At 42.1% G+C, this 21,382-nt stretch carries 15 protein-coding genes and 1 pseudogene; 12 read left to right on the top strand and 4 right to left on the bottom strand.

The features are described from left to right. Positions 1-36 precede the first annotated feature (36 nt). The 5 genes and pseudogenes from ANSO36C_RS10475 (at position 37) to ANSO36C_RS10455 (ending at position 5,878) form a co-directional block, all read left to right on the top strand. A pseudogene (locus ANSO36C_RS10475) lies at positions 37-605 on the top strand (hypothetical protein). A 144-nt stretch (positions 606-749) separates the two neighbouring features. Further along, positions 750-2,012, top strand: a complete 1,263-nt coding sequence (locus ANSO36C_RS10470; RefSeq protein ID WP_251959473.1) for an MFS transporter — start codon at positions 750-752, stop codon at positions 2,010-2,012. Positions 2,013-2,144: 132 nt separating this feature from the next. Then, positions 2,145-4,058 carry a biosynthetic-type acetolactate synthase large subunit gene (gene ilvB, locus ANSO36C_RS10465; RefSeq protein WP_251959472.1) on the top strand — a complete coding sequence of 638 codons (1,914 nt, stop codon included), beginning with the start codon at positions 2,145-2,147 and terminating at the stop codon, positions 4,056-4,058. 71 nt (positions 4,059-4,129) lie between these two features. Then, positions 4,130-5,338: a precorrin-6y C5,15-methyltransferase (decarboxylating) subunit CbiE gene (cbiE, locus tag ANSO36C_RS10460; protein ID WP_251959471.1), complete on the top strand. Its 1,209-nt coding sequence runs from the start codon at positions 4,130-4,132 to the stop codon at positions 5,336-5,338. A gap of 279 nt (positions 5,339-5,617) precedes the next feature. Then, complete coding sequence (locus ANSO36C_RS10455) at positions 5,618-5,878, top strand: DUF7219 family protein (RefSeq protein ID WP_251960298.1); 261 nt, start codon at positions 5,618-5,620, stop codon at positions 5,876-5,878. Positions 5,879-6,250: 372 nt separating this feature from the next. On the opposite strand, the gene ANSO36C_RS10450 is transcribed toward ANSO36C_RS10455, so the two are convergent. The 3 genes from ANSO36C_RS10450 to ANSO36C_RS10440 all read right to left on the bottom strand — a co-directional run bounded on the left by ANSO36C_RS10450 (position 6,251) and on the right by ANSO36C_RS10440 (position 12,633). After that, positions 6,251-6,571, bottom strand: a complete 321-nt coding sequence (locus ANSO36C_RS10450) for a type II toxin-antitoxin system VapC family toxin (RefSeq protein ID WP_251959470.1) — start codon at positions 6,569-6,571, stop codon at positions 6,251-6,253. A 62-nt stretch (positions 6,572-6,633) separates the two neighbouring features. Further along, entirely contained in the window at positions 6,634-6,870 is a 237-nt protein-coding gene (locus tag ANSO36C_RS10445) for a type II toxin-antitoxin system Phd/YefM family antitoxin (protein WP_251959469.1), read from the bottom strand. Between the two features lie 84 nt (positions 6,871-6,954). Next, entirely contained in the window at positions 6,955-12,633 is a 5,679-nt protein-coding gene (locus ANSO36C_RS10440) for an alpha-2-macroglobulin family protein (protein WP_251960297.1), read from the bottom strand. Positions 12,634-13,157: 524 nt separating this feature from the next. Here ANSO36C_RS10440 and pbpC point away from each other — a divergent pair. After that, positions 13,158-15,503: a penicillin-binding protein 1C gene (gene pbpC / locus ANSO36C_RS10435; protein ID WP_251959468.1), complete on the top strand. Its 2,346-nt coding sequence runs from the start codon at positions 13,158-13,160 to the stop codon at positions 15,501-15,503. A 75-nt stretch (positions 15,504-15,578) separates the two neighbouring features. Here pbpC and ANSO36C_RS10430 read toward each other — a convergent pair whose 3' ends face one another. Further along, positions 15,579-16,508, bottom strand: coding sequence for an NmrA family NAD(P)-binding protein (locus ANSO36C_RS10430; protein ID WP_251959467.1), 930 nt, complete (start codon positions 16,506-16,508; stop codon positions 15,579-15,581). 256 nt (positions 16,509-16,764) lie between these two features. Here ANSO36C_RS10430 and ANSO36C_RS10425 point away from each other — a divergent pair, with 256 nt between their 5' ends. The 6 genes from ANSO36C_RS10425 to ANSO36C_RS10400 all read left to right on the top strand — a co-directional run bounded on the left by ANSO36C_RS10425 (position 16,765) and on the right by ANSO36C_RS10400 (position 21,255). Further along, positions 16,765-17,505: a red chlorophyll catabolite reductase gene (locus ANSO36C_RS10425; protein WP_251959466.1), complete on the top strand. Its 741-nt coding sequence runs from the start codon at positions 16,765-16,767 to the stop codon at positions 17,503-17,505. 51 nt (positions 17,506-17,556) lie between these two features. Further along, positions 17,557-18,591: a nitrilase-related carbon-nitrogen hydrolase gene (locus ANSO36C_RS10420; RefSeq protein ID WP_251959465.1), complete on the top strand. Its 1,035-nt coding sequence runs from the start codon at positions 17,557-17,559 to the stop codon at positions 18,589-18,591. Positions 18,592-18,689: 98 nt separating this feature from the next. Then, a complete protein-coding gene (locus tag ANSO36C_RS10415; RefSeq protein ID WP_251959464.1) occupies positions 18,690-20,108 on the top strand; it encodes an aldehyde dehydrogenase family protein in 1,419 nt (472 codons plus the stop codon). 12 nt (positions 20,109-20,120) lie between these two features. Continuing rightward, on the top strand, positions 20,121-20,519 hold the full coding sequence (locus ANSO36C_RS10410) for a hypothetical protein (protein ID WP_251959463.1): 399 nt from the start codon (positions 20,121-20,123) through the stop codon (positions 20,517-20,519). Positions 20,520-20,617: 98 nt separating this feature from the next. Beyond that, positions 20,618-20,890 (top strand): hypothetical protein, encoded by a 273-nt coding sequence (locus ANSO36C_RS10405; protein WP_251959462.1) that lies wholly within the window; start codon positions 20,618-20,620, stop codon positions 20,888-20,890. Next, entirely contained in the window at positions 20,887-21,255 is a 369-nt protein-coding gene (locus ANSO36C_RS10400; protein WP_251959461.1) for a clan AA aspartic protease, read from the top strand. Before ANSO36C_RS10405 ends, ANSO36C_RS10400 begins: the two co-directional genes overlap by 4 nt. Positions 21,256-21,382 lie beyond the last annotated feature (127 nt).

Here is a 21,382-nt window from a genome sequence, read left to right as displayed (position 1 = left end):
TTATTAATAATTTTGAAAGCTGCTACGCACAGACAAATGACCATCATTATTTGCCCTGGAATTCATGATCAGCCTTCACCCAATCTTTTATATCAGGATGGTTAGATATTTATAATGGCTCAATTCCTGAAAATAAAGTTAATATACTGGTTTTTCCGGGTAACGATTTTTCGAGTTTATCAGCTTTGCAGATTTTGCAGTTTTTGCACGTTCGCCTAATCAACTCTCTAGAATCACCAATTATATTCATAAGCTTTAGTGCTGGCGTAGTTGGGGCAATAGGGGCAGCACATTTGTGGCAACTCTTGGGTGGTCGTGTCAAAGCGTTTATTGCTATAGATGGATGGGGAGTACCACTACAGGGTAATTTCCCTATTCACCGGATGAGTCATGATTATTTCACCCATTGGAGTTCATCTTTGCTAGGCAGTAGGCAAAATAACTTTTATGCAGAGCCAGCAGTTGATCATTTGTCCATCTGGCGATCGCCCCAAATTGTCCAAGGCTGCTGGGTAGATTCATCCATTGAAATTTCTCCACCCAAAGGTCGTCTGACAGCAACTGATTTTTTGCTTATGCTGTTAAAGCACTACGAAGCAAATTAATCCGGACAATGGAGTAAGTAAACAGGAGTTAGGAGTGAGGAGTCATGAAGGGAACAGGTTACAGGTGACAGTCAAGAAAAACTATACTCCATGCCCCATGCCCCATGCCCCATGCCCCATGCCCCATCTACCCAAAGTATCTAAATGTTTCCAACTGAACCAGCTGCTGTTAATAACGGCTTTGGCGCACTGCTAAAAAACCGTGCTTTTATGCTCCTGTGGATTGGGCAATTGGTGTCCCAGTTAGCAGATAAGGTCTTCTTCGTTTTAATGATTGCTTTGCTGGAGAACTACTCACCGCTTCCTGGGCTGGCACAAAACTCGATGTACTCAACCTTGATGCTGTCGTTTACAATACCAGCAATTTTGTTCGGCTCTGCGGGTGGTCTCTTTGTTGACCGCTTGCCAAAAAAGCTGATTATGATCGGCTCAGACATTGTGCGTGGACTGTTAACACTGTGTCTTCCCCTTTTGCCACGAGAGTTCCTGATTCTGTTAATCTTGACTTTTGCCATTTCCTCAGTGACGCAGTTTTTTGCACCAGCTGAACAAGCAGCCATTCCTTTGTTGGTGAAGCGAGAAAATTTGTTGGCAGCCAATGCGCTCTTTAGCAGCACAATGATGGGAGCTTTAATTGTTGGCTTTGCTATAGGAGAGCCAATTTTGAGTTTGGCGAAAAGCTTGATGGGAGAACAATACGGTCAAGAGATTGTAGTTGGTGGACTATACATCTTATCGGCTGCGATTATGCAGCCAATTAAGTTTAAAGAACCCAAACTCTCAAAAGAGCAACAGGCATCAAATCACCTTTGGACTGAATTCACCGAAAGCCTGCGCTATCTCAAGAAAAACCCTTTGATCTTGAACGCCATGCTGCAACTTACAACTTTATATTGTGTGTTTGCAGCCTTAACGGTGCTGACAATTCAATTAGCCGAGGAATTTGGTTTAAAAGAAAAACAGTTTGGCTTTTTCTTGGCAGCAGCAGGCGTGGGTATGGTATTTGGTGCGGCGATTTTAGGCCACTGGGGTGATAAATTGCATCATAAACCCCTACCTTTAATTGGATTTTTGATAATTGCACTAGTTTTAGGAGTGTTCACTTTTACGCACAACTTATTACTGGCGCTAGCACTCTGTGCATTTTTGGGTGTCGGTGCTTCCCTAATTGGCGTACCCATGCAAACTTTAATTCAACAGCAAACACCATCTACTATGCTCGGTAAAGTATTTGGCTTTCAAAATCATGCCGTTAACATCGCTCTGGCGTTACCTCTGGCCATTACTGGGCCATTAACTGATGCTCTGGGCTTGCGAACTGTGCTGGTAGCAATGAGTGTTATTGTCGTAGTTGTCGGTGTTTGGGCTTGGAAAAATACCCGCAAAGTCTTGCAAAACGTAATTTAACTAATGTAGGCTAATAATCTAGCTTTATATCTAATATAAAAATTAATAAGATTTTGATTGAAGTTTTCAATTAAAATGAAATCTTAAATACAGAATCCAGCATTAACTTTAGCTATAGTCTGAGGTTTGACCGTGCGTTCACAAAGTGTCTCCGCAGGAGAATCGCCTTCCCAAATCAGTCTCCCACAAACTGAGAATCACAAACAGTCTCGTACTTCTAGCCCTCCAGTCGTGCCCAAACGTGCATCTGGCGGTTTTGCTCTGCTTGACAGCCTTCATCGCCACGGCGTTGATTATATCTTTGGTTATCCTGGTGGAGCAATTCTACCAATTTACGACGACCTGTATAAGGTGGAAGCAACTGGTGCTATGAAGCACATTCTCGTGAGACACGAACAAGGCGCAGCCCACGCCGCAGATGGTTACGCCCGTGCAACTGGCAAAGTAGGAGTATGCTTTGGCACTTCTGGTCCAGGAGCAACTAACTTGGTGACAGGCATCGCCACCGCCTACATGGATTCAATCCCAATGATTGTAGTCACGGGACAGGTAGCACGCCCGTCGATTGGTACAGATGCGTTTCAGGAAACCGATATTTACGGAATCACCCTACCAATCGTCAAGCACTCTTATGTAGTGCGCGATCCTAAAGATATGGCGCGAATTGTCGCCGAAGCCTTCCACATCGCTAGCAGTGGGCGTCCGGGGCCAGTTTTGATTGATGTCCCCAAGGATGTAGCTTTAGAAGAATTTGACTATGTACCTGTAAAACCAGGTTCAGTGAAGTTACGCGGTTATCGTCCCACTGTGAAGGGAAATCCCCGACAAATTAATGCCGCGATCCAGTTGATTACTGAAAGCCGCCGTCCTCTACTATACGTGGGTGGTGGTGCGATCGCATCTGGCGCTCATGAAGAAATCAAACAACTAGCTGAATTATTCGATATCCCTGTCACCACAACCTTAATGGGGATCGGTGCATTTGACGAACATCATCCCCTCGCCTTGGGAATGTTGGGAATGCATGGCACGGCTTACGCTAACTTTGCCGTTAGTGATTGTGACCTGCTGATTTGTGTTGGCGCGAGATTTGACGATCGCGTTACAGGCAAGTTAGACGAATTCGCCTCCCGCGCTAAAGTAATTCACATCGACATAGATCCCGCAGAAGTCGGCAAAAACCGCATTCCCGAAGTGCCTATCGTCGGCGATGTGCGGAACGTGTTAGTAGACTTGTTGCGTCGCTGCAAAGAAACAGGCGTTAAAGCTACCCCTAATCAAAACCAAGAGTGGTTAAATTTAGTCAACCGTTGGCGCGATGAGTATCCTCTAATAGTGCCGCACCATCCCGACAGCATTTCACCCCAAGAAGTGATTGTAGAAGTCAACAGCCAAGCACCCAACGCTTTCTACACCACAGATGTCGGACAGCATCAAATGTGGGCAGCACAATTCCTGAAGAATGGCCCAAGGCGCTGGATTTCTAGTGCTGGTTTGGGAACGATGGGTTTTGGCTTACCTGCGGCAATGGGCGCTAAAGTGGCGTTTCCTGATGAAGAAGTCATCTGTATTAGCGGTGATGCTAGTTTCCAAATGTGTTTACAGGAACTTGGTACACTTGCACAATATGCGATAAATGTCAAGACAATAATTATCAATAACGGCTGGCAAGGGATGGTGCGCCAGTGGCAGCAAGCCTTCTATGGTGAGCGTTACTCATGCTCCAACATGGAAGTAGGAATGCCAGACGTAGAGTTATTGGCAAAAGCTTATGGCATTAAGGGTATGGTAATTAGCGATCGCAGTCAATTAAAAGATGCGATCGCCGAAATGCTGGCACACAAAGGGCCAGTAATCTTAAATGTCCACGTCACCAGAGACGAGAACTGCTATCCAATGGTAGCCCCTGGTAAGAGCAACGCTCAAATGGTTGGTTTGCAGAAGCAACCGCCAAAAGCGGCAGCAGAGCCAGTGTATTGCAGCAACTGCAATGCCAAAAATGCTCCTACCCATAACTTCTGTGCTGAGTGTGGGACGAAGTTGTAACGCTTTTTGATAATTCAGACTAGAGAGATAGGGGAGCAAGTAGAAGGGGAGAAAGATAATCATGAATTAGCATGACAGAGAAATGGCTTTCTATCGTCGGTATTGGAGAAGATGGGTTACAGGGGTTAAGCGCGATCGCTCGTTCTCTAGTCGATCAAGCTAAAGTAATTGTAGGAGGCGATCGCCATTTAGCAATGCTCCCTACAGACGACCAACGTGAGAAACTAGTCTGGACATCTCCCATTAGCACTTCAGTAGAGGAAATCAGCAAGCGTCGGGGTGAGTCAATTTGCGTACTTGCAAGTGGCGATCCGATGTGTTATGGCATTGGTGTCACCTTGATGCGGCAAATTCCCGTCTCAGAAATGACAATTATCCCCGCATCTTCAGCCTTCAGCCTCGCCTGTGCCAGGGTGGGATGGTCTTTAACTGAGGTGGAAACCTTGAGTTTGAATGGTCGTCCATCCTCTCTACTCCAGTCTTACATTTATCCAAAAGCGCGGCTGTTGATTTTGAGTGAAGGAAAGGGCACACCCGCCATTGTTGCTGAAATTTTGACGAATCGCGGCTATGGTGGCAGTAAAATCACCGTATTGGAGCGTATGGGCGGCGCTCATGAAAGAATTGTGGAAGGGACGGCTGCATCTTGGAGTGAAACTGAAGTTGCAGCTTTAAATGCGATCGCAGTTTATTGTATTGCTGATGCTGGGGTTATCCCATTACCAAGATTACCAGGATTACCAGATAACGCCTATTACCACGATGGACAGTTAACTAAGCGTGAAGTTAGGGCAATCACCCTAGCAGCTTTAGCACCCACACCGGGAGAATTATTGTGGGATGTGGGTGCGGGTTGCGGCTCAATTTCTATCGAATGGATGCGGAGTAATGCTCGATGTCGAGCGATCGCGATCGAACAAAATGCTTCTAGACTACTATATATCGCCGATAATGCCGCCACTCACGGTACTCCAAATCTGCAAATCATTGAAGGTAAAGCACCCCATGTTCTGAAAGGCTTGCCTGCACCAGATGCGATTTTTATTGGTGGTGGGGTGACAGCAACGGGACTTTTTGATGTTTGCTGGGAAGCACTAAAACCAGGTGGACGTTTAGTGGCAAATGTAGTGACAGTAGAGGGCGAACAAACTTTGTTTCAATGGCGTGAACGAGTCGGTGGCGATTTAACTCGTATTGCCATTCAACGAGCTGAACCTATTGGTAAATTTTTGGGCTGGCGAGGAATGGCGGGTGTGACGCAATGGGTAGTTGTCAAATAACAAGATGAATCATAAGGTAAGAAAACTTAATTTAAAATTTATATTTATAGTACTGATGATTGCAACGCCATAACCAGGAGCTGTTATCGTCCACATTAATGTTCATGATTGAAAAAGCTTACTGTTATTGCAGCTAATAAGCAGCTAATTGCTATACAATTAAGTTTGTGTTCCCTTTTAGACTCGTTCATGGTTTGCAACAATCGCGCCAATTTATTTATTGAAGCGATTTCTGTTGTGATTATCGTTGACAAAAAGTCACTTATTGGGGATGAAGTAATGGACGAGCATAATCTTGATGATAAAAACAAATTTCTTTACCCTCGTAGTCGCTATTACGGTCAAGTTAAGCCAGAGAATTTAATATTTAATGCCAACCTTCAAGAATTTGCTCAAAAAGTTGGCTACATTACCAGTTTAGAAATATCTGGAAAGCTTGACCCAGAAGATGCTTACAAACAGATTAAAGCACTTTGGAAAGAGTTGAAGCGTAGTAAAAAAGGGTTGTTCATTGGTGAGGAACCAGGAGAAAAATTGTGAAGTTGCTTAGGAAAAGTAATAATGCGATCGCTATTTATAATTACTTTTACAAAAGTGCGATCGCCTGTCTTTCAACTACCCTGTTTATCTATAATTAGAGTACTCAACTTTTCTTCATCAAAACTAAGCCCGTGACGTTCTAAATATGGGCGTAAATTTATTTTAATGAATAAATCTTTCAGTTCTTGGGCAATTTCTTGGGGTGGATTTCCTGATAATGCGATCGTTTTTTACTGATGTTGTAGTATTGCGATTGCTTCATAAAAAATACCTCATTATAGCGGTTATCGATTGGATGAAAACACCAAAGTCCTTACTGTCAAATCATTTCAGCAAAGTTTTTGTATCTCACTCAACTGCATACCGCTATACCTACCAAATAACATTTACATCATACTGGGAAATTAAAGGGTCTATAGTCATAATTAATAGATTTTCTAATTGGCTTTGGGCAACCAGTATTCGGTCAAATGGATCTTTATGATGAATTGGGAGATCATAAACTCTAACAGCGTGACTTATATATATTGGTAAGCTTTCAATAGAATTAATCAACAATTGCTCAGAAATAAACTGCTCTGGATTTTTTGGCAAAAGCAACTTACCTAGTTGAGCTTTGGTGGCTATTTCCCAAGCACTAGCTGCACTAAAAAATAACTCATTGCTGCTATCACTAATAATTACCCTAACCATAGATGATAAACGAGAATTATCACTGATCCACCAAAGGAAAGTATGAGTGTCAAAAAGTAATCTCATCCTTCAAAACTAGCTAGTATATCATCAGGTAAAGGATCATCAAAATCTGGAGCAATTGTGATTAATCCCTTCGCACTTCCTGGTATTCGCTTGGGTGGATTTTGATTAACAGGTACTAAACGGGCAATTGCTACTCCGTTTTGAGTAATTGTAATTTCTTCGCCCTGACTCACCCGATTCAAAAGTTCAGAAAAAACAATTTCTGCTTCTTGAATATTAATGTTTACAGTCATAGCAAAGCTTCTCCTCAAAGCTAAAGCTTGCTTTTGTTATTTATTTATATTCTACAGAGGAGCAGACAACTAAGCTATAAATTATCAGGAATGCTCCTCCACTATTAATGTAGACTCAGCAGTACGTCCAAATTCTTCTGGTGCATATTGCAGGTGAACTTCTGCACCAGGCCAAGAAAATGTCCCAGGAGTAACAGAACGGACTAAGTAATGCAGACTATAAACTCCTGGTTCCAGGTGGTCGGCGTATGCGATAATGCGATCGCGGTACACATTCTTAAAACCAAGTTCCCAGCTATCGGCTTTTGCTTGTAATGCACCTGTGGTAGTTTGAAAACTTGCATCCACTGCCTCAAAACCTGCTGGTAACGGATCTTTTATTACTATATGATCCACAGTGCGATCGCAGATGATTTCTAAACCAATATCAAACACCTGTCCAGAGGCTAAAGTCAAGGGTTTATCGAAAGCGTAAATACCTGTTTTTTGTAAAACTTTCTCTTTATTTACTTGACTAATTCCTCGTGTTATGCGTAAACCATTAAATCTGCCTGGTTGATTTCCCTGCAAGCGATAATTATAAGCAACCAGATAGTGTAAAGTGCCATTACCTGCTTTTTGCAGCGTTAAATCATTACGCCCACGAGGTAATAGATTCATCGGCACAATTAGCTGTAAACTAGAATTTTTGTAACCTTCAAACCGATTTTCTCCTAACTTATTACCAGCTAATTGTACTGTGGCAACAAAATTAGGTGGTGTAGCTTGTAGTTGGCTATATTCTACCAAAGCTGTTAAAGCTTGGGCATTATTATAGTTAGTTTGCCATGTGCCATCCCGTCGCAGCGCCAGAAGACTTTGGAATAATTTATCTATAACTTCGGGTTTACTTTGTTTGGCAATAAACAAACGTAAAGCTTGCGCTTGCGTCGTCGTAGATGAACTCATCCATCCCCAACTACTGGGTAAACTCACAACTGCTGTGCGGCCAGTTTCATAGATATTCTGTTGCAGCTTGTTTACTAATTGCTGAGATTCATCTTGCCATTCTGGAAATTGAGATAAGTATCGCGCTAGTTTAATTTGAGTTACTAAATCAAAATTATTGCGCTGTTCATAAATATCTGCAAGAAAAGTATTGCGTTTTTCATCCAGTTGTGCTAAGGCAATTAAAGCATTAAGTTGCAGTTGCCTTTTACATAATTGCTGTTTGCAAAACTCGTATTCTCCAGGATTCGCCAGAACTTTTTGCAGATAAGTTTTGAGGCGGGACAGCATTCCAGAATCGACTAAATTAGGGAACACCTGAATGGCTTTAGCCAAAGATTCACCTGCATAAGCAGAAACCCAAGGGTCAGATTTTTCCTGTCCGGGGAAAGCAGCAAAACCACCATCGGCTATTTGGAGTTTTTGCAATTCTTCAATGGCTTGTTTCGCCTGTTGGCTAGGATTAAATTCTGAAAATGTCTGACCATATTTTTGTGTAAGATTTTGCAAATTAGCAGCAATTATTAATTGACTCGCCGCCGGTTCTGTAAATGGTAAATCATTATCTTCTAAAACCTGCTTTGCTGGTGCTTGAATCTCTGGAATCAAGGTACTCGCCAACTGAATATCTAAACCTCCCGCATTAGGGAAGGTATTTTTATCAACATTCAGGGGAATTTTCACCTGTTTTTCAGTTACACCAGATTCAACAACTTGTTCTGTAATTTCAACTGGCTTAATTTCCAAAGGAACTTCAAAAGCGTCTGCGGCTGTACCATTTAGTTGAGTGGTAAAGCGAACTTTCCCAACTCCCACACTATCCGCCACCATTGGAAAGCGATAAGCGTGAGTTGCGGATTCAGCTTTGGTTTGCAAAGTAGTCGCTGTGGGGTTTTTGTCGGCAAACTTCACATTACCGCTAAGTTCGCCATTAATTGAGAGATTTCCTGTATTCCCAGTGTTGTTAGTTACCGATAAACCAGCAAGGATGCGATCGCCTGGACGAGCAAACTGTGGCAAGATGGCATTAGTTAGTAGTGGCTTTGTGGCGATAAACGTCGCGTCTCCATTCCCGAAACGCAGATTTCCGTCAGTAGCGACAGCCATCACCCGCCATGTAGTTAAATCATCCGGGAGTTTAAAGGTTATCTGTGCATTACCATTTGCATCGGTAAGAACAGAACCGTTGTAGTAAGCTAAAGCTTGAAAATCGGTGCGGGTACGAGTATTTGCTGCACCAGTTGAGAAACCACCGCCATAACCCCAACCTTTGGGTTTTGCTACATCTTGTGCTTGTAATATGACATCTGGACGATTATCGCTAAAGCGGGTAGATATCGGCTGTTCTGCATAAACTGTATCTACCAAATCTGGCGGACGATAACCAGAAAGTTGTAACACCGCTTCATTTACCACCATGACTGTAAACTGTCCTTTGGTGGGATTGCCTTGATTATCCTTCAGTTGTAGTTGTACCGTTTCTTCCGCACCAGGTTCTAATGATGCTTGTACTGGCTTAACTTGCAGTTTTAAATACTTATCTTCTAAGTTAACTTTAAAAGGTGTAAAACCAATCTTCACCAAGTTATCTAAACTTCCCGCTTCTACTTGGTTTATGGGTTTACCTTGTCTGACTAAGACAGCTTCAATGGCTGCATTTGGCAGCATTTCTGGCGTGACTTTAAACTGAATTTGTGGTGCGCTTCCCTGAGTTTTGGTAATTTGCTGATAAAGAGGTTTGTCTTTAATCACAGCAAAGTACAATTCTGCATCTGGATAGGGAGATTGAATTAGTACAGTAGCAGTTTCACCAGGTTTAAACTCTTTTTTATCTAGCTGAATTTCTAAGACATCTTTTTCTTTAGAACCCCAAAATACTGGATTTCCCCCAGTTGCCCAAATTTGTAAATCTGTGGCAATTAATTCGTTTTTAGCATCACCAAAATTAACTCTAATCCGGTATGAACCAGATTCAGGTGCTGTCAAATTTACCGATTGCGGATTGCTAGCAGATGTAATTTCTGCTTGTCCTACTGTTTTATATTCAACTTGATTTTTTGGAGTTCGGCTACCTTCCACCAACTGCGTGACACTGCTGTATTTAATCTGTTGTAATTCCAGCCGCACCCGTTGACCTGTTATCGGTTTTCCTGTAGGGTCAGTAACAATCACTTCAATAGGAAAAGCCTTACCAGCATCAGCAACGAAATTACTTTTTAACCCAATAAGACGAGTACTCGGTAAGGCTGTAAAAGTTTTGGAATTTGCTACAGATAGATTAGAAACATCTGCAACTTGCACATCCACCCGGTAAGTCATCGGATATGGTAAATCATTAGCCACATTCACAGCTTGACTACTTTTACCATTAGCATCTAGCTGGGCATTAGTTTGCAATACATCACTAGATATAGTAGGGGTTTCTTCTGGCCATAACCATTGTCTACCAAAAGTAAATTCCTCCCAACCTTTAGGGACAAAATTAGCCTGTTGGCGAGTAACAAAGTATTTTGCTTCGCCACCTTCTACAGGCGCACCAAATAAATAATTACTTGTAGCATTAATATTAACTTTCTCGTCAATGAGAGCAAATTCTCTATCTAAGTTGAGTTCGACTTTAAAATTGGGTGGCTTAAACTCAGCTACCCGAAATTCTCCAGAAATTTCTTGTCCATTTTTACCCTTAGCCTGGATTGTATAATAACCTAAGCGCTGAGTAGTCTTGATTGGTAATTCTAGAGAAAATGTACCAAATTCATTTGTAGTTTGCGTACCTAAATTAGTCTTTTGCCCATCAGGATTTATTAGAGTTAACTGGTAAACAGCATTTTTATCTTGCTGAATCGCCCCATTTTGTAAATAGTCAGCAAAACCGGTTAACCAAGCTTTTTCTCCTGGTTGATACAACTGTCTATCCGAGAAAATTACCCCGCGTGATTCAGGTTTACCATTTTGCCAACCTGCATCAATACCATATCCATAAACGCCGCTATATTCTTCAACTCTGGCGAATGCCCAATCTTCATTTTCACGGGCAATTACTAATAATTGTGGTGATTTACTAGAACTTTCATTTCCCGAATAACATTGCTGTAATCCTTCACGAAGAATTGTCAAAGTTCCATTTTCATCAGTTTTACCCGTTGCACAAGGTACAGGTTCGGGGCGAGATTTAGCCTGTAACTTTGATTGATAAATTTCCACAGCAGCCGCTTGAACTGGCGAACCATCTGTAAGATGATTGACGCGAATTAAGCCTGACTCAGGAAACCACTGAGTAAATACGCCCAAATTCGTCAACTCAACCATGCCATAAGTTGTAGGTTCACGCCACAGTTCCTTACCATTCTCCTGATATTTATTAGTGCGGGCTTGCACTCCATAAGCTAACATTCCCGTATCTGCACTTATTTTTTCGCGCAGAGGAACAGCAATATCAACTGATTGATTTTTCTTACCCGATACTTTAAAGCTTTGCCAATTAGAAGGTTGTGGTAATAAATCACTACCATTATTAAAATAAACTAAATCTGTCGGTTTAACTACTTGATAAGCTGCCTTATATTTAGGTTCTGGCAGATTCCCCGTACTAATATTTAGCTGTAAATCTTTACCTGTGGGGAAAATATTCAAATCTGAGGGAACCCAGATATCCCCAGCTAAATCTCCAGTATCATATTTTAGTGTGACAGGTTTACCTAAAGTTTGCCCAAACTTATCTTTAAGGTTTCCGCCGATAGTAATTGTATAAGTCTTAGCAGGTTCTAGTGCATAAGGATTGATGCCGACAACTTTATCTTCATCGTTTATTTGGAGAATTCTCGAAATTTCTTTTGGTGCTGGATTAATAGTAATATTTTCTTTAGCTGAATCTGGCAATAAGACGTTATTAAATTCTAGCTGTGGACTGCCTTTAATAAATCGTCCAAATGTTCCACCTGAATCTGGCTGTCCGTAAAAGTTAATTTTTTGAAATGCTAAAGGCGAATAAGTTGCTAACTTACTGGCAAATTCTTTCTCTGTAGGTAGATTGCCATAAGCAGGCAGGATTCCGGGATAAAAGACTAGGCGATAAGGGGTTGCTTTTTCGAGATTTTGCTGGGGGATGAGATTATAAATCCAATTGCGTGCTGAAGGGTCAAATTTTTCTAAAGGTTCTTCTTCATTTTTTAATGGTTTTTCTTCTTTGTTTAATTCAACTTTGAAGCTTACACCCTTATTTTTACCTTCAGGAATTAACTGTAAATGTTTTTGTACAGAAGCTAAATCCAATTCTACATTTGAAGTAAACTGTAATTTCTGTTGTAAATCAATTGGTTCGATATCAGCTTTCTCAATGGGATTAACACCGGGTAAATTAGTCAGATTTATAGATTCGGTATTAAAAGTCCAAGGTAAATCTTTATCTAAACGATGATTTTTTAAATCGGCTAAACCTGTTTTGAGGGTAACTTTAAATCTTGTGGCTATTGGTAAGGCTTTCTCGGCTTGAAAACCCACCATGCGGGGTGTTAAAAAGCGAAATTGACCGGGTAAAGGCGGCCAAAGGGCAAATTTTTCTAAAATTTTCTGCTGTTCTGGACTGTCTAAGCTTTCAACTGGGATTAAAGCTTCTTTAAAACGGATGCGGATTTGGTTAAGAGATTTTGCATCCCCAATGGGACTAATTTGTTCAATCCAGTCTGGTAGTTTAGGCGGAGTGAGTGCTGATACTGTTGGCAGTTGTTCTTTACCTGAGTTGATACCAAAATAATTACACCCTGCTATTCCTAGCATAAATGTAAAGAGAAGAAGATACTGTATTTTTCTCTTTCGGTATGAGGAATGACTAATTTTTTTTAACGTAGATGCTTCGGCTTGCCGCAGGCTACCGCCAAGTACGCCAAGTACGCCAAGGAAGAAATAAAGAATTTTTTGGTGGAAACGGAGTAAAGCTCTGATAATCATATTTTTAGTAATTAAAAATAAAAATCCACAAATTTATAGACAACAAAAGTTTGCATTCCCTCATTGAGTGAGTTGGCAATGCCAAGACTAATAAGGTAAGGCTGATGACTATTTTTTACTCGAATATTGGATAAAACTTATGTTTATTTACATAGATAACCAATACCGTGTGATTGTTCCGCAAAATCACTACAAATCTTAACTATGAAGAAGTATTTAAGTTCTGCAAATATTAATTTATATCTGCTAAGTTAGGAAAAATTAATTATTAAGTATTTGACATACTTACTGATGTAGATATAATAATCTTCGCGTCAAAATTAAGGTAAGTTTTCTTAGGCAGGGATTCCCTGATGAAACTAATTTTACGATCGCTACTCAAACTTAAGCGCACTAGTAAGGTTATCTTAGCTGTGCTGGTAATCTGTCTGGTTGTACGTCTACTACCTTATTTTGCGCCCATTCGTGCCGCAGACATTGCCCAAAATCAGTTGGCAATGCAATTTAGCGATCGCAATGGTTTACCATTAGGAACACTACTCACCCGTGACCAAGAACATACGTCAGTAGTACCACTAAATCAGGTTTCGCCCCAGTTTATCCATGCGATTTTAGCCGCCGAAGATGGCAGCTTTTACTATCACGGGGCGTTGGATATGAAAGCTATTATCCGCGCCAGCAAAGAAGCCATCCACGCGAAACGAATTGTTTCCGGCGCTTCTACTATTACTATGCAGTTAGCGCGGATGTTAGATCCTGTGCCGCGTAGCGTCTCTGGTAAACTGAGTGAGATTTGGCTATCTTGGCGGTTAGTAGCAGGGATGAACAAAGATGAAATTCTCTCTGCATATATCAATCGCCTGCCAATGGGAGGCAATATATATGGTGTGGAAGCAGCCGCGCAGACTTATTTTTCCATCCCAGCTAATGAGTTGAATCTTGCTCAAGCTAGTTTGTTGGCTGCTATTCCTAATAATCCCACATACTTTAACCCTTACCAGCATTGGGAACGGTTGAAGCAGCGACAAAAATACGTCCTTAATCGGATGGTACAGGAAAAGTATATTAGTGGTGCGATCGCAGCCCGAACATCCACCGAAAAGGTTGTGTTTCAATCTCGCCAACAAGGAATTATCGCCGCACCACACTTTTTATTTTGGTTAGCCAATCAAATCCCCTCAACCTCCCTTGAAAAAGGGGTCTTAATCCCCCCCTTTTTAAGGGGGGTTAGGGGGGATCAATCCGTTATTCGCACCACGATAAATCGCCCTTTACAGCAGTTTGTCGAAGCGCAGGTGCAACAGGTGATTTCTTCTCTCGCCGCCAACAATGTCCATGATGCAGCTGCGTTGGTAATTGACAACCACACCGGCGAAATTTTGGCTTATGTTGGTTCACCAGATTACTTTAATGAAGCCAAACTGGGACGCAACGATGGAGTACAGGCTCTACGTCAACCAGGTTCTACTCTCAAGCCTTTTGTGTATGAATTAGCTTTAGAAAAAGGTTTAATCCGCCCAAATACCATTTTGGCAGATCTACCCGCCCATTATGCCATTCCCGGCGCGAAACTTTATAGCCCCACAGATTACACCGAAAGCTTTCTTGGCCCTGTGCGGGTGCGAATCGCTTTAGCAAATTCCCTAAATGTCCCCGCAGTGAGGGTTTTAGAAAAAGTAGGTGTGGAAACTTTCTTAGAACGTCTGCATCAACTGGGCTTTGAACACCTTAATCAAACCCCAGAATATTACGGTTTAGGGTTAACTCTCGGTAGTGGCGAAGTTAGTCTCTGGGAATTAGCCCGTGCCTACCTTACTATGGCACGACTCGGAGAAGCTACACCGCTAGTAAGCACATTTTCAGATTCCCCAATCCAAAATCCAAAATCTAAAATCCAAAATTCGACGACAATATGGCAATTAATCACCAACATGCTTAGTGATAATCATGCTCGTGCAACAGCATTTGGTGTAGACTCAGTGTTAAATTTACCTTTCCCTGTTGCTGTTAAAACTGGCACTTCTTCCAACTTTCGTGATACTTGGACAGTTGGCTTCACCACAAATTACACCGTCGCTACTTGGGTAGGCAATTTCAACGGCGAACCGATGCGACAAGTTTCAGGCGTGACAGGCGCAGCACCCTTGTGGAATCGAATTATGTTACACCTGCACGAACATCAAGAACCAGCAGACTTTCCACCTCCAGAAGGTTTAGTGCAATTACCTGTTTGTGCAATTTCGGGGTTACGACCAACACCAGATTGTACCTCAGTGGTGCAGGAATATTTTTATCCAGAAGATAAAATTGCCTACGAAGGTCAAAATCAATTCAATTTGCCACCAGAGTATGATGAATGGTTGGCAAAACAACAGCAATTGAATTTTACTTCTACCAATTTGAGAATTTTATCTCCACATCATGGCGATTTATTCTTAGTGTATCCAGGTGAAGAAGAGAAGCAAAAACTCGAATTTAAGTTAGTAGGAAATAAATCTGCGCCTGTGGAGTGGTGGTTAAATGGTGAAAAGTTAGATATAAACTCGGCTAATGCTTTATTTTGGAATTTGCGTCCTGGTAAGTGGACTTTAGAAGCAAGAAGCGGGGAAATGACCGATAAGGTAAGTTTTCAGGTAGAGTTAGCTAGTATTAAACCTACGCGTCGAGGATTTTCTATTAATACTACAACATCCAAGTAAAAAGTCGGAAACTTGTCATTGTGAACTTCAAGCTTCGCTCTTAAGGCAAATTTTTGCCGCAGTGTACTAGTCCAATCACAGACTTTCGTAGGTGAGTTCCGGATTTGCCCAGTTGGTTTCTGCCAAAAATTCCCTAAATGTGGTCAGAATTCCAGGAAACTCTTCTTCTCGTAAATGCCAGACATCGGCTTGATAACCTTGCTTGCGATACCACTGAATCAAATCGAACAGTTCCTTTTGTAGCAAGAGTAAGAAAATCCAGGCGGGTGTCTCTTTGTAGACAACTTTCATCTCCTGTGCTTGGGAAAATGCCTCTGCCATCTGAAGAGGAGTTAGCACATCGCCAGCTAACTCAATTTCTTGACCAATATACTTAGTGGGATGTTTAATTACGTAAGCAGCAACGCGGCCCATGTCCTTTGTTGTAATTAAATGAAGGGGCTTGTTTGGTTGAATGGAAAATGGGAAACTACCTTTGAGGATGGAAGGCCGCGTGTACTTCTTCCAAAACTCTTCCATAAACAAGCAAGCTCGCAACATGGTAGTTGGTAAGCCAGCTTCTTTGAGAATTTTCTCTACTTGATACTTTTGCTCAATGCGGGGAATTCCGGAATTCCTATCTGCTCCACCTGCGGAATTGTAGACAAAGTGCTTAATGTCAGCCTGTTTAGCTACTTGTGCAACTCGCCTTGCTCTCTCCACCTCTAGCGGGTCAATTTTAGCAGAGTCCGCAGAAGTAGCGTGGCAGTAAACAGCCGAAATTCCCGTAAAGGCTTCTATGAGGGAGATTTTATCGTCGAGGTTGGCTTTTACCAGTTCAACTCCGGCATCGTTGAGTTTTGCAAGAGTTGGACGATTAAGGTCAATTTCTCTAGTGATAACTCGCAGGTTGGTAACTTTCTGTTCGAGAAATCCCTTAACGACATTTCCACCTGTGCCGCCAGTAACTCCGATGAGTAAAACTTTATCAGTGTTTGACTCTGTGCGATCGCCCAAATTTGACATTCTCTCTTCTACCTGGAGTTATTTATTTAAATTAAGTTTATCCAAAGACAATAGAAGCAAACAATAATTGAAGAATAATTCAGAAGTCAGAATTCAGAATACATCGGTCTTAATCACGGATAGCAGCGATTTTAATTGTTCGGTGCAAGATGTAAGTTAACCTAAGACCAACTCTCACAGAAGCTAGATTCTTGTGTTTTGTTTTGTTTTGACATTATGCTTTGTTTGTATTCATTATCTAAAAAGGGTACAAACAGTGTTTGAACAGTTGTGGAGTTTGACAAACGAACTCCGTCAGAAAATAGACGCTCGTTTTGAATTACATCCAGACCCTTCTGTAGAAAATTTACAGCAATACAGCAGTCTTGATGGGAATATCAAGGGTTCGCTCGCCGCTTTTTCCGGGAAAGAAATTGACTGGCTAGTGCATTCGTGGCTACGAAATCCTGAAAAATCAAACTTTAGTACTATGCGTCTCACCACTTGGCTGAAGTCGCATATTCAAGTTCCTCATTTGGCCTTTGAGTTTGGCACACTTCCAAATGGAAATATTTTATTTTATATAGATTACATTGCCCGAACTGAGCTTTTAACCGATTTAGAATATCTCGATCGCTATTATGAGCCAGTTAATCAAACATTCTTAAAATTACAAGAAGATTCGCGCCTCCAAGTGTTTACCAGCAAAAGTCTGTATCTTCGATTATTTCAATCACCTGTTAAATTGTGCTACACTGGCGCACCTACTTTTGATACCCTCGAACTAACGCGCACACTTGCACACGAAACACTCGATCGCTGGCTAACTTGGGTAAATGCAGCTGAACCTGTGCCAGAAGATGCACGCACCGCTTTAGCATCTCGTGATTTGGCGCTACGCCGTAATGGTGCTGAACGTGATCCAGGTAATAAATTTGTCGCACAGATACTTGGATCTGAGTTGGCAGATAAACTTGTGCGATCGCTCTGGGGTGGCGTAGGCGTTAGCCCGCCGTAGGCATCGAATTAGTCATTAGTCATTAGTCATTAGTCATTGGTCATTTGTCCTATGCCCATTAACCCAGAATCCTACCGCGCTTTGGCACTGCAAGTTACTTGTCATGCAGTCAACCAAGCAACTGATTGCCACGAAGTGCGATCGCTCATGCAAAATTCCATCAACCGCCTAGCTCAACAAATTGCTGCTAGTATCGCTTTCATTGGTTTTGATTGTCGTTTAATCGTACTACCAGAATATTTCCTCACTGGTTTCCCGATGGGAGATTCTCTCTCTGGTTGGGCAGAAAAAGCTTGTATAGAAATGGCTGGTGCTGAGTATGAGGCACTTGGTAAAATTGCCCAAAAGCATAAAATCTTTCTAGCTGGGAACGCCTACGAAGTTGACCCCAACTTTCCCGGATTGTACTTTCAAACCTGTTTTATTCTTGACCCCTCCGGCTCAATCGTCTTACGATATCGGCGGCTAAATTCTTTATTTGCTCCCACACCCCATGATGTTTGGGATAAATATCTTGACTGCTATGGTTTAGAGGGAGTTTTCCCCGTAGCCAAAACGGAGATCGGTAATTTGGCAGCTTTAGCATCAGAAGAAATTTTGTATCCAGAAGTGGCGCGGTGTCTGGCGATGCGAGGTGCAGAAATTTTTGTCCATTCCACTTCGGAAGTATACAACAAAAATCTTACCCCTAAAGATGCAGCAAAAATCACTCGCGCCGTCGAAAATATGGCTTATGTAGTTTCAGCTAATACCGCAGGTATCGCTAATATTGCTATACCCATTGCTTCGGCTGATGGTGGTTCTAAAATCATTGACCATCGCGGAATCGTAGTAGCGGAGACAGGTGCAGGTGAAAGCATGGCAGCATTTGCCGAGATTGATTTAGCAGGATTGCGCCGCGATCGCCGCCGACCGGGGTTAAATAATTTACTTTCACGCCAGCGATTTGAACTATACGCCGAAAGTTATCGCCAATCACACTTTTACCCCGCTAATACTATGCTGGAAGGAGAAGTAGACCGCAAACACTTCCTCCAAACGCAGCAAGCCACCATTGAGCGGTTAGCAAAACTGGAAATTATTTGAATTCAGGAGTGGGGAGTGGGGAGTAGGGGAAGCAAGGGAAGAATAACTATTAATTATTGACCAATAACAAATGACAAATGACCAATGACAAATGACAAATGACAAAAACAATAGAAGTCCGCAATCCCCGAACTGGCAAATTTGACTACGTAATTATCCCGCCACCTCCAAGGCTGGTGGTACAGCAATGTAAGCGCACACGTAGGGCACAAATTCGCTGGCAGCAGTTGGGTTTAGAGAGGAGAATTGAAGCCTTACAGCAGTGGAAACAGGCGATATTATCTGGACGCGATCGCCTTACAGAAGCTTTGGTAAATGATACAGGAAGATTGTCAACTTCTATACTAGAAATAGATTCCTTTCTCTCTAGTATCGATCGCTGGTGTAGGTTAGCACCAGAATTGCTGCAAGAATCTGCAAAAAATACAGCCATTCCCTTTATTGCCTTGCAACAAACATCGGTTCCTTATCCGCTAGTTGGGGTAATTAGCCCGTGGAATTTTCCACTTTTACTGTCTACTATTGATACCATTCCGGCATTGTTGGCGGGTTGTGCTGTGATTGTTAAACCCAGTGAAATCGCTCCCCGCTTTGTAGCACCACTCAAAACAGCACTCAACGCCGTTTCTGAATTGCGCGATGTTTTAACTTTTGTGGAAGGAGCAGGCGAAACTGGATCTGCTTTGATTGAAAATGTAGATTTAGTTTGTTTTACAGGCAGTGTAGCCACAGGAAGAAAAGTTGCACAAGCGGCTGCTAAACAGTTTATTCCAGCTTTTTTGGAATTAGGAGGAAAAGACCCTGCGATCGTTTTAGAATCAGCCAATTTAGAATTAGCAACCTCAGCAATATTGTGGGGTTCCGTCGTCAACACCGGACAGTCGTGCTTATCAATTGAGCGAATTTATGTTGCTGACTCTATATTTGAAAAGTTTTATCATCAATTAGTAGCAAAAGCACATCGCCTTCAACTAGCCTACCCCACAGTCGAAAGTGGAGAAATTGGCCCCATCATTGCCGAAAAACAAGCAGCGATTATTAGCGATCATCTTGTAGATGCAGTGGAAAAGGGAGCAGTAATTCACTGCGGCGGCGTAATAGAAGATTTAGGTGGCGGTTGGTGGTGTCGTCCCACAGTACTTACCCAGGTTAATCATTCCATGAAAGTGATGACCGAAGAGACTTTTGGCCCAATTATGCCAGTGATGCCTTTTTCCACAGTAGAGGAAGCAGTATCTTTAGCCAATGACTCAATTTATGGATTAAGTGCTGCTGTGTTTGCCTCGGAAGCCGAAGCCTTAGAAATTGCTCAACAGATAGATGCAGGTGCTATTAGTATCAACGATGCTGGACTAACTGCCATCATGCATGAGGGAGAGAAAAACGCCTTCAAAATCTCCGGTTTGGGAGGGTCACGCATGGGTGCGGCGGCGCTGAAACGGTTCATGCGAAAAAAAGCTATTTTGATCAAAACTAACGATACTAATGACCCTTGGTGGTTTGAGAATGGGGAGTGACCCCATTATCACTTGCAACTCATTACCGTAACTAATGGCGTACGCGTAGCCCGTCGTAGACATCGCTTCTGCCACAGTTTCGTCTACGATAATCAAAGCACTTGGAAGAACTTTTATAGTTTTGGTTCAGAACACGAGTCCATTCGTTCAGAACACGAGTCCATTCGTTCAGAACACAAGTCCATTCGTTCAGAACACAAGTCCATTCGTTCAGAACACAAGTCCATTCGTTCAGAACACAAGTCCATTCGTTCAGAACACAAGTCCATTCGTTCAGAACACAAGTCCATTCGTTCAGAACACAAGTCCATTCGTTCAGAACACAAGTCCATTCGTTCAGAACACAAGTCTGTTCGTTTACTTGGTCAGTGGTCTGGTATTGAAGTATGGCAAAGACAGCCGGGAATATGAGATGACAGGCATCGCTGCTCGTTTCCTTGTCATTTAACAATAAGTTGCACACTATAATAAATAGGGCGATCAAATGCTTTACTTGGAAGCTTGCCTATATGTCTTATCCGAAACTAAGTGACGAAGAAATTATCCAACGTGGTAAAGAATTCTACGAAAAACATATCCGTTCCCAAGTTGAGACAGTAGAGAATATTGGCAAATTAATTTCCATCAATGTTGAAACAGGTGAATATGAAATTGGTGATGATTTGCTGGTAACAAGCCGTCTTTTGCAAGCCAAACAGCCTGATGCAGCAATTTGGGCAGAAAGAATTGGTTATGATGCCGTGTATGCTGTTGGTGGTTCATTAGTCAGGACGGTACAGTGATACACGGGACGGTGGTTGGGCTTCAAGCACGAATGAGTGTTTTGGTTCGTTTAGAAGACAAGTCACATGTAGAAATTGAGTTTGTTATTGATACGGGGTTTGAAGGTTTTCTTACCTTACCACCTGATCTGGTTGCAAAACTTAGCTTGCCATATATAGCTAAAATTCAAGCAAATCTTGCCGACAACTCCAAGACTACAACAAATGCTCATGCAATAAAGATTGTGTGGAACGGTGCGGAGCGAGAAGTTATTGTGTTGGCGATGGGTCGCCGTCCTCTTCTGGGAACTGCACTACTTGTAGATTATCATCTCAGCATTGATTTTTATGAAGGTGGTACTGTCTTGGTTGATGAAATTTTGTAATCTTGCCAAAGTAAAGGCATTCACGGTGAATGATGCCCATTGCTTGACGTAGGCGTAGCCCGCCGGAGGCATCGCATTTTCAAAAAGAGTATTAAGAAAACCTCTAGGTCGGTTTCTACAATAGCGT

This window comes from Nostoc cf. commune SO-36 (assembly GCF_023734775.1).
Taxonomy (GTDB): Bacteria; Cyanobacteriota; Cyanobacteriia; order Cyanobacteriales; family Nostocaceae; genus Nostoc; species Nostoc commune_A.
The sequence above is the reverse complement of the archived record's forward strand: the minus strand, read 5'-3'. Positions and strand labels throughout refer to the sequence as shown.

Coding starts and splice junctions, on each gene's coding strand:
- ANSO36C_RS10470 (WP_251959473.1), top strand. CDS start 750: ATGTTTCCAACTGAACCAGCTGCTGTTAATAACGGCTTTGGCGCACTG.
- cbiE (WP_251959471.1), top strand. CDS start 4,130: ATGACAGAGAAATGGCTTTCTATCGTCGGTATTGGAGAAGATGGGTTA.
- ANSO36C_RS10455 (WP_251960298.1), top strand. CDS start 5,618: ATGGACGAGCATAATCTTGATGATAAAAACAAATTTCTTTACCCTCGT.
- ANSO36C_RS10450 (WP_251959470.1), bottom strand. CDS start 6,571: ATGGTTAGGGTAATTATTAGTGATAGCAGCAATGAGTTATTTTTTAGT.
- ANSO36C_RS10445 (WP_251959469.1), bottom strand. CDS start 6,870: ATGACTGTAAACATTAATATTCAAGAAGCAGAAATTGTTTTTTCTGAA.
- ANSO36C_RS10440 (WP_251960297.1), bottom strand. CDS start 12,633: ATGCTAGGAATAGCAGGGTGTAATTATTTTGGTATCAACTCAGGTAAA.
- pbpC (WP_251959468.1), top strand. CDS start 13,158: ATGAAACTAATTTTACGATCGCTACTCAAACTTAAGCGCACTAGTAAG.
- ANSO36C_RS10430 (WP_251959467.1), bottom strand. CDS start 16,508: ATGTCAAATTTGGGCGATCGCACAGAGTCAAACACTGATAAAGTTTTA.
- ANSO36C_RS10420 (WP_251959465.1), top strand. CDS start 17,557: ATGCCCATTAACCCAGAATCCTACCGCGCTTTGGCACTGCAAGTTACT.
- ANSO36C_RS10415 (WP_251959464.1), top strand. CDS start 18,690: ATGACAAAAACAATAGAAGTCCGCAATCCCCGAACTGGCAAATTTGAC.
- ANSO36C_RS10405 (WP_251959462.1), top strand. CDS start 20,618: ATGTCTTATCCGAAACTAAGTGACGAAGAAATTATCCAACGTGGTAAA.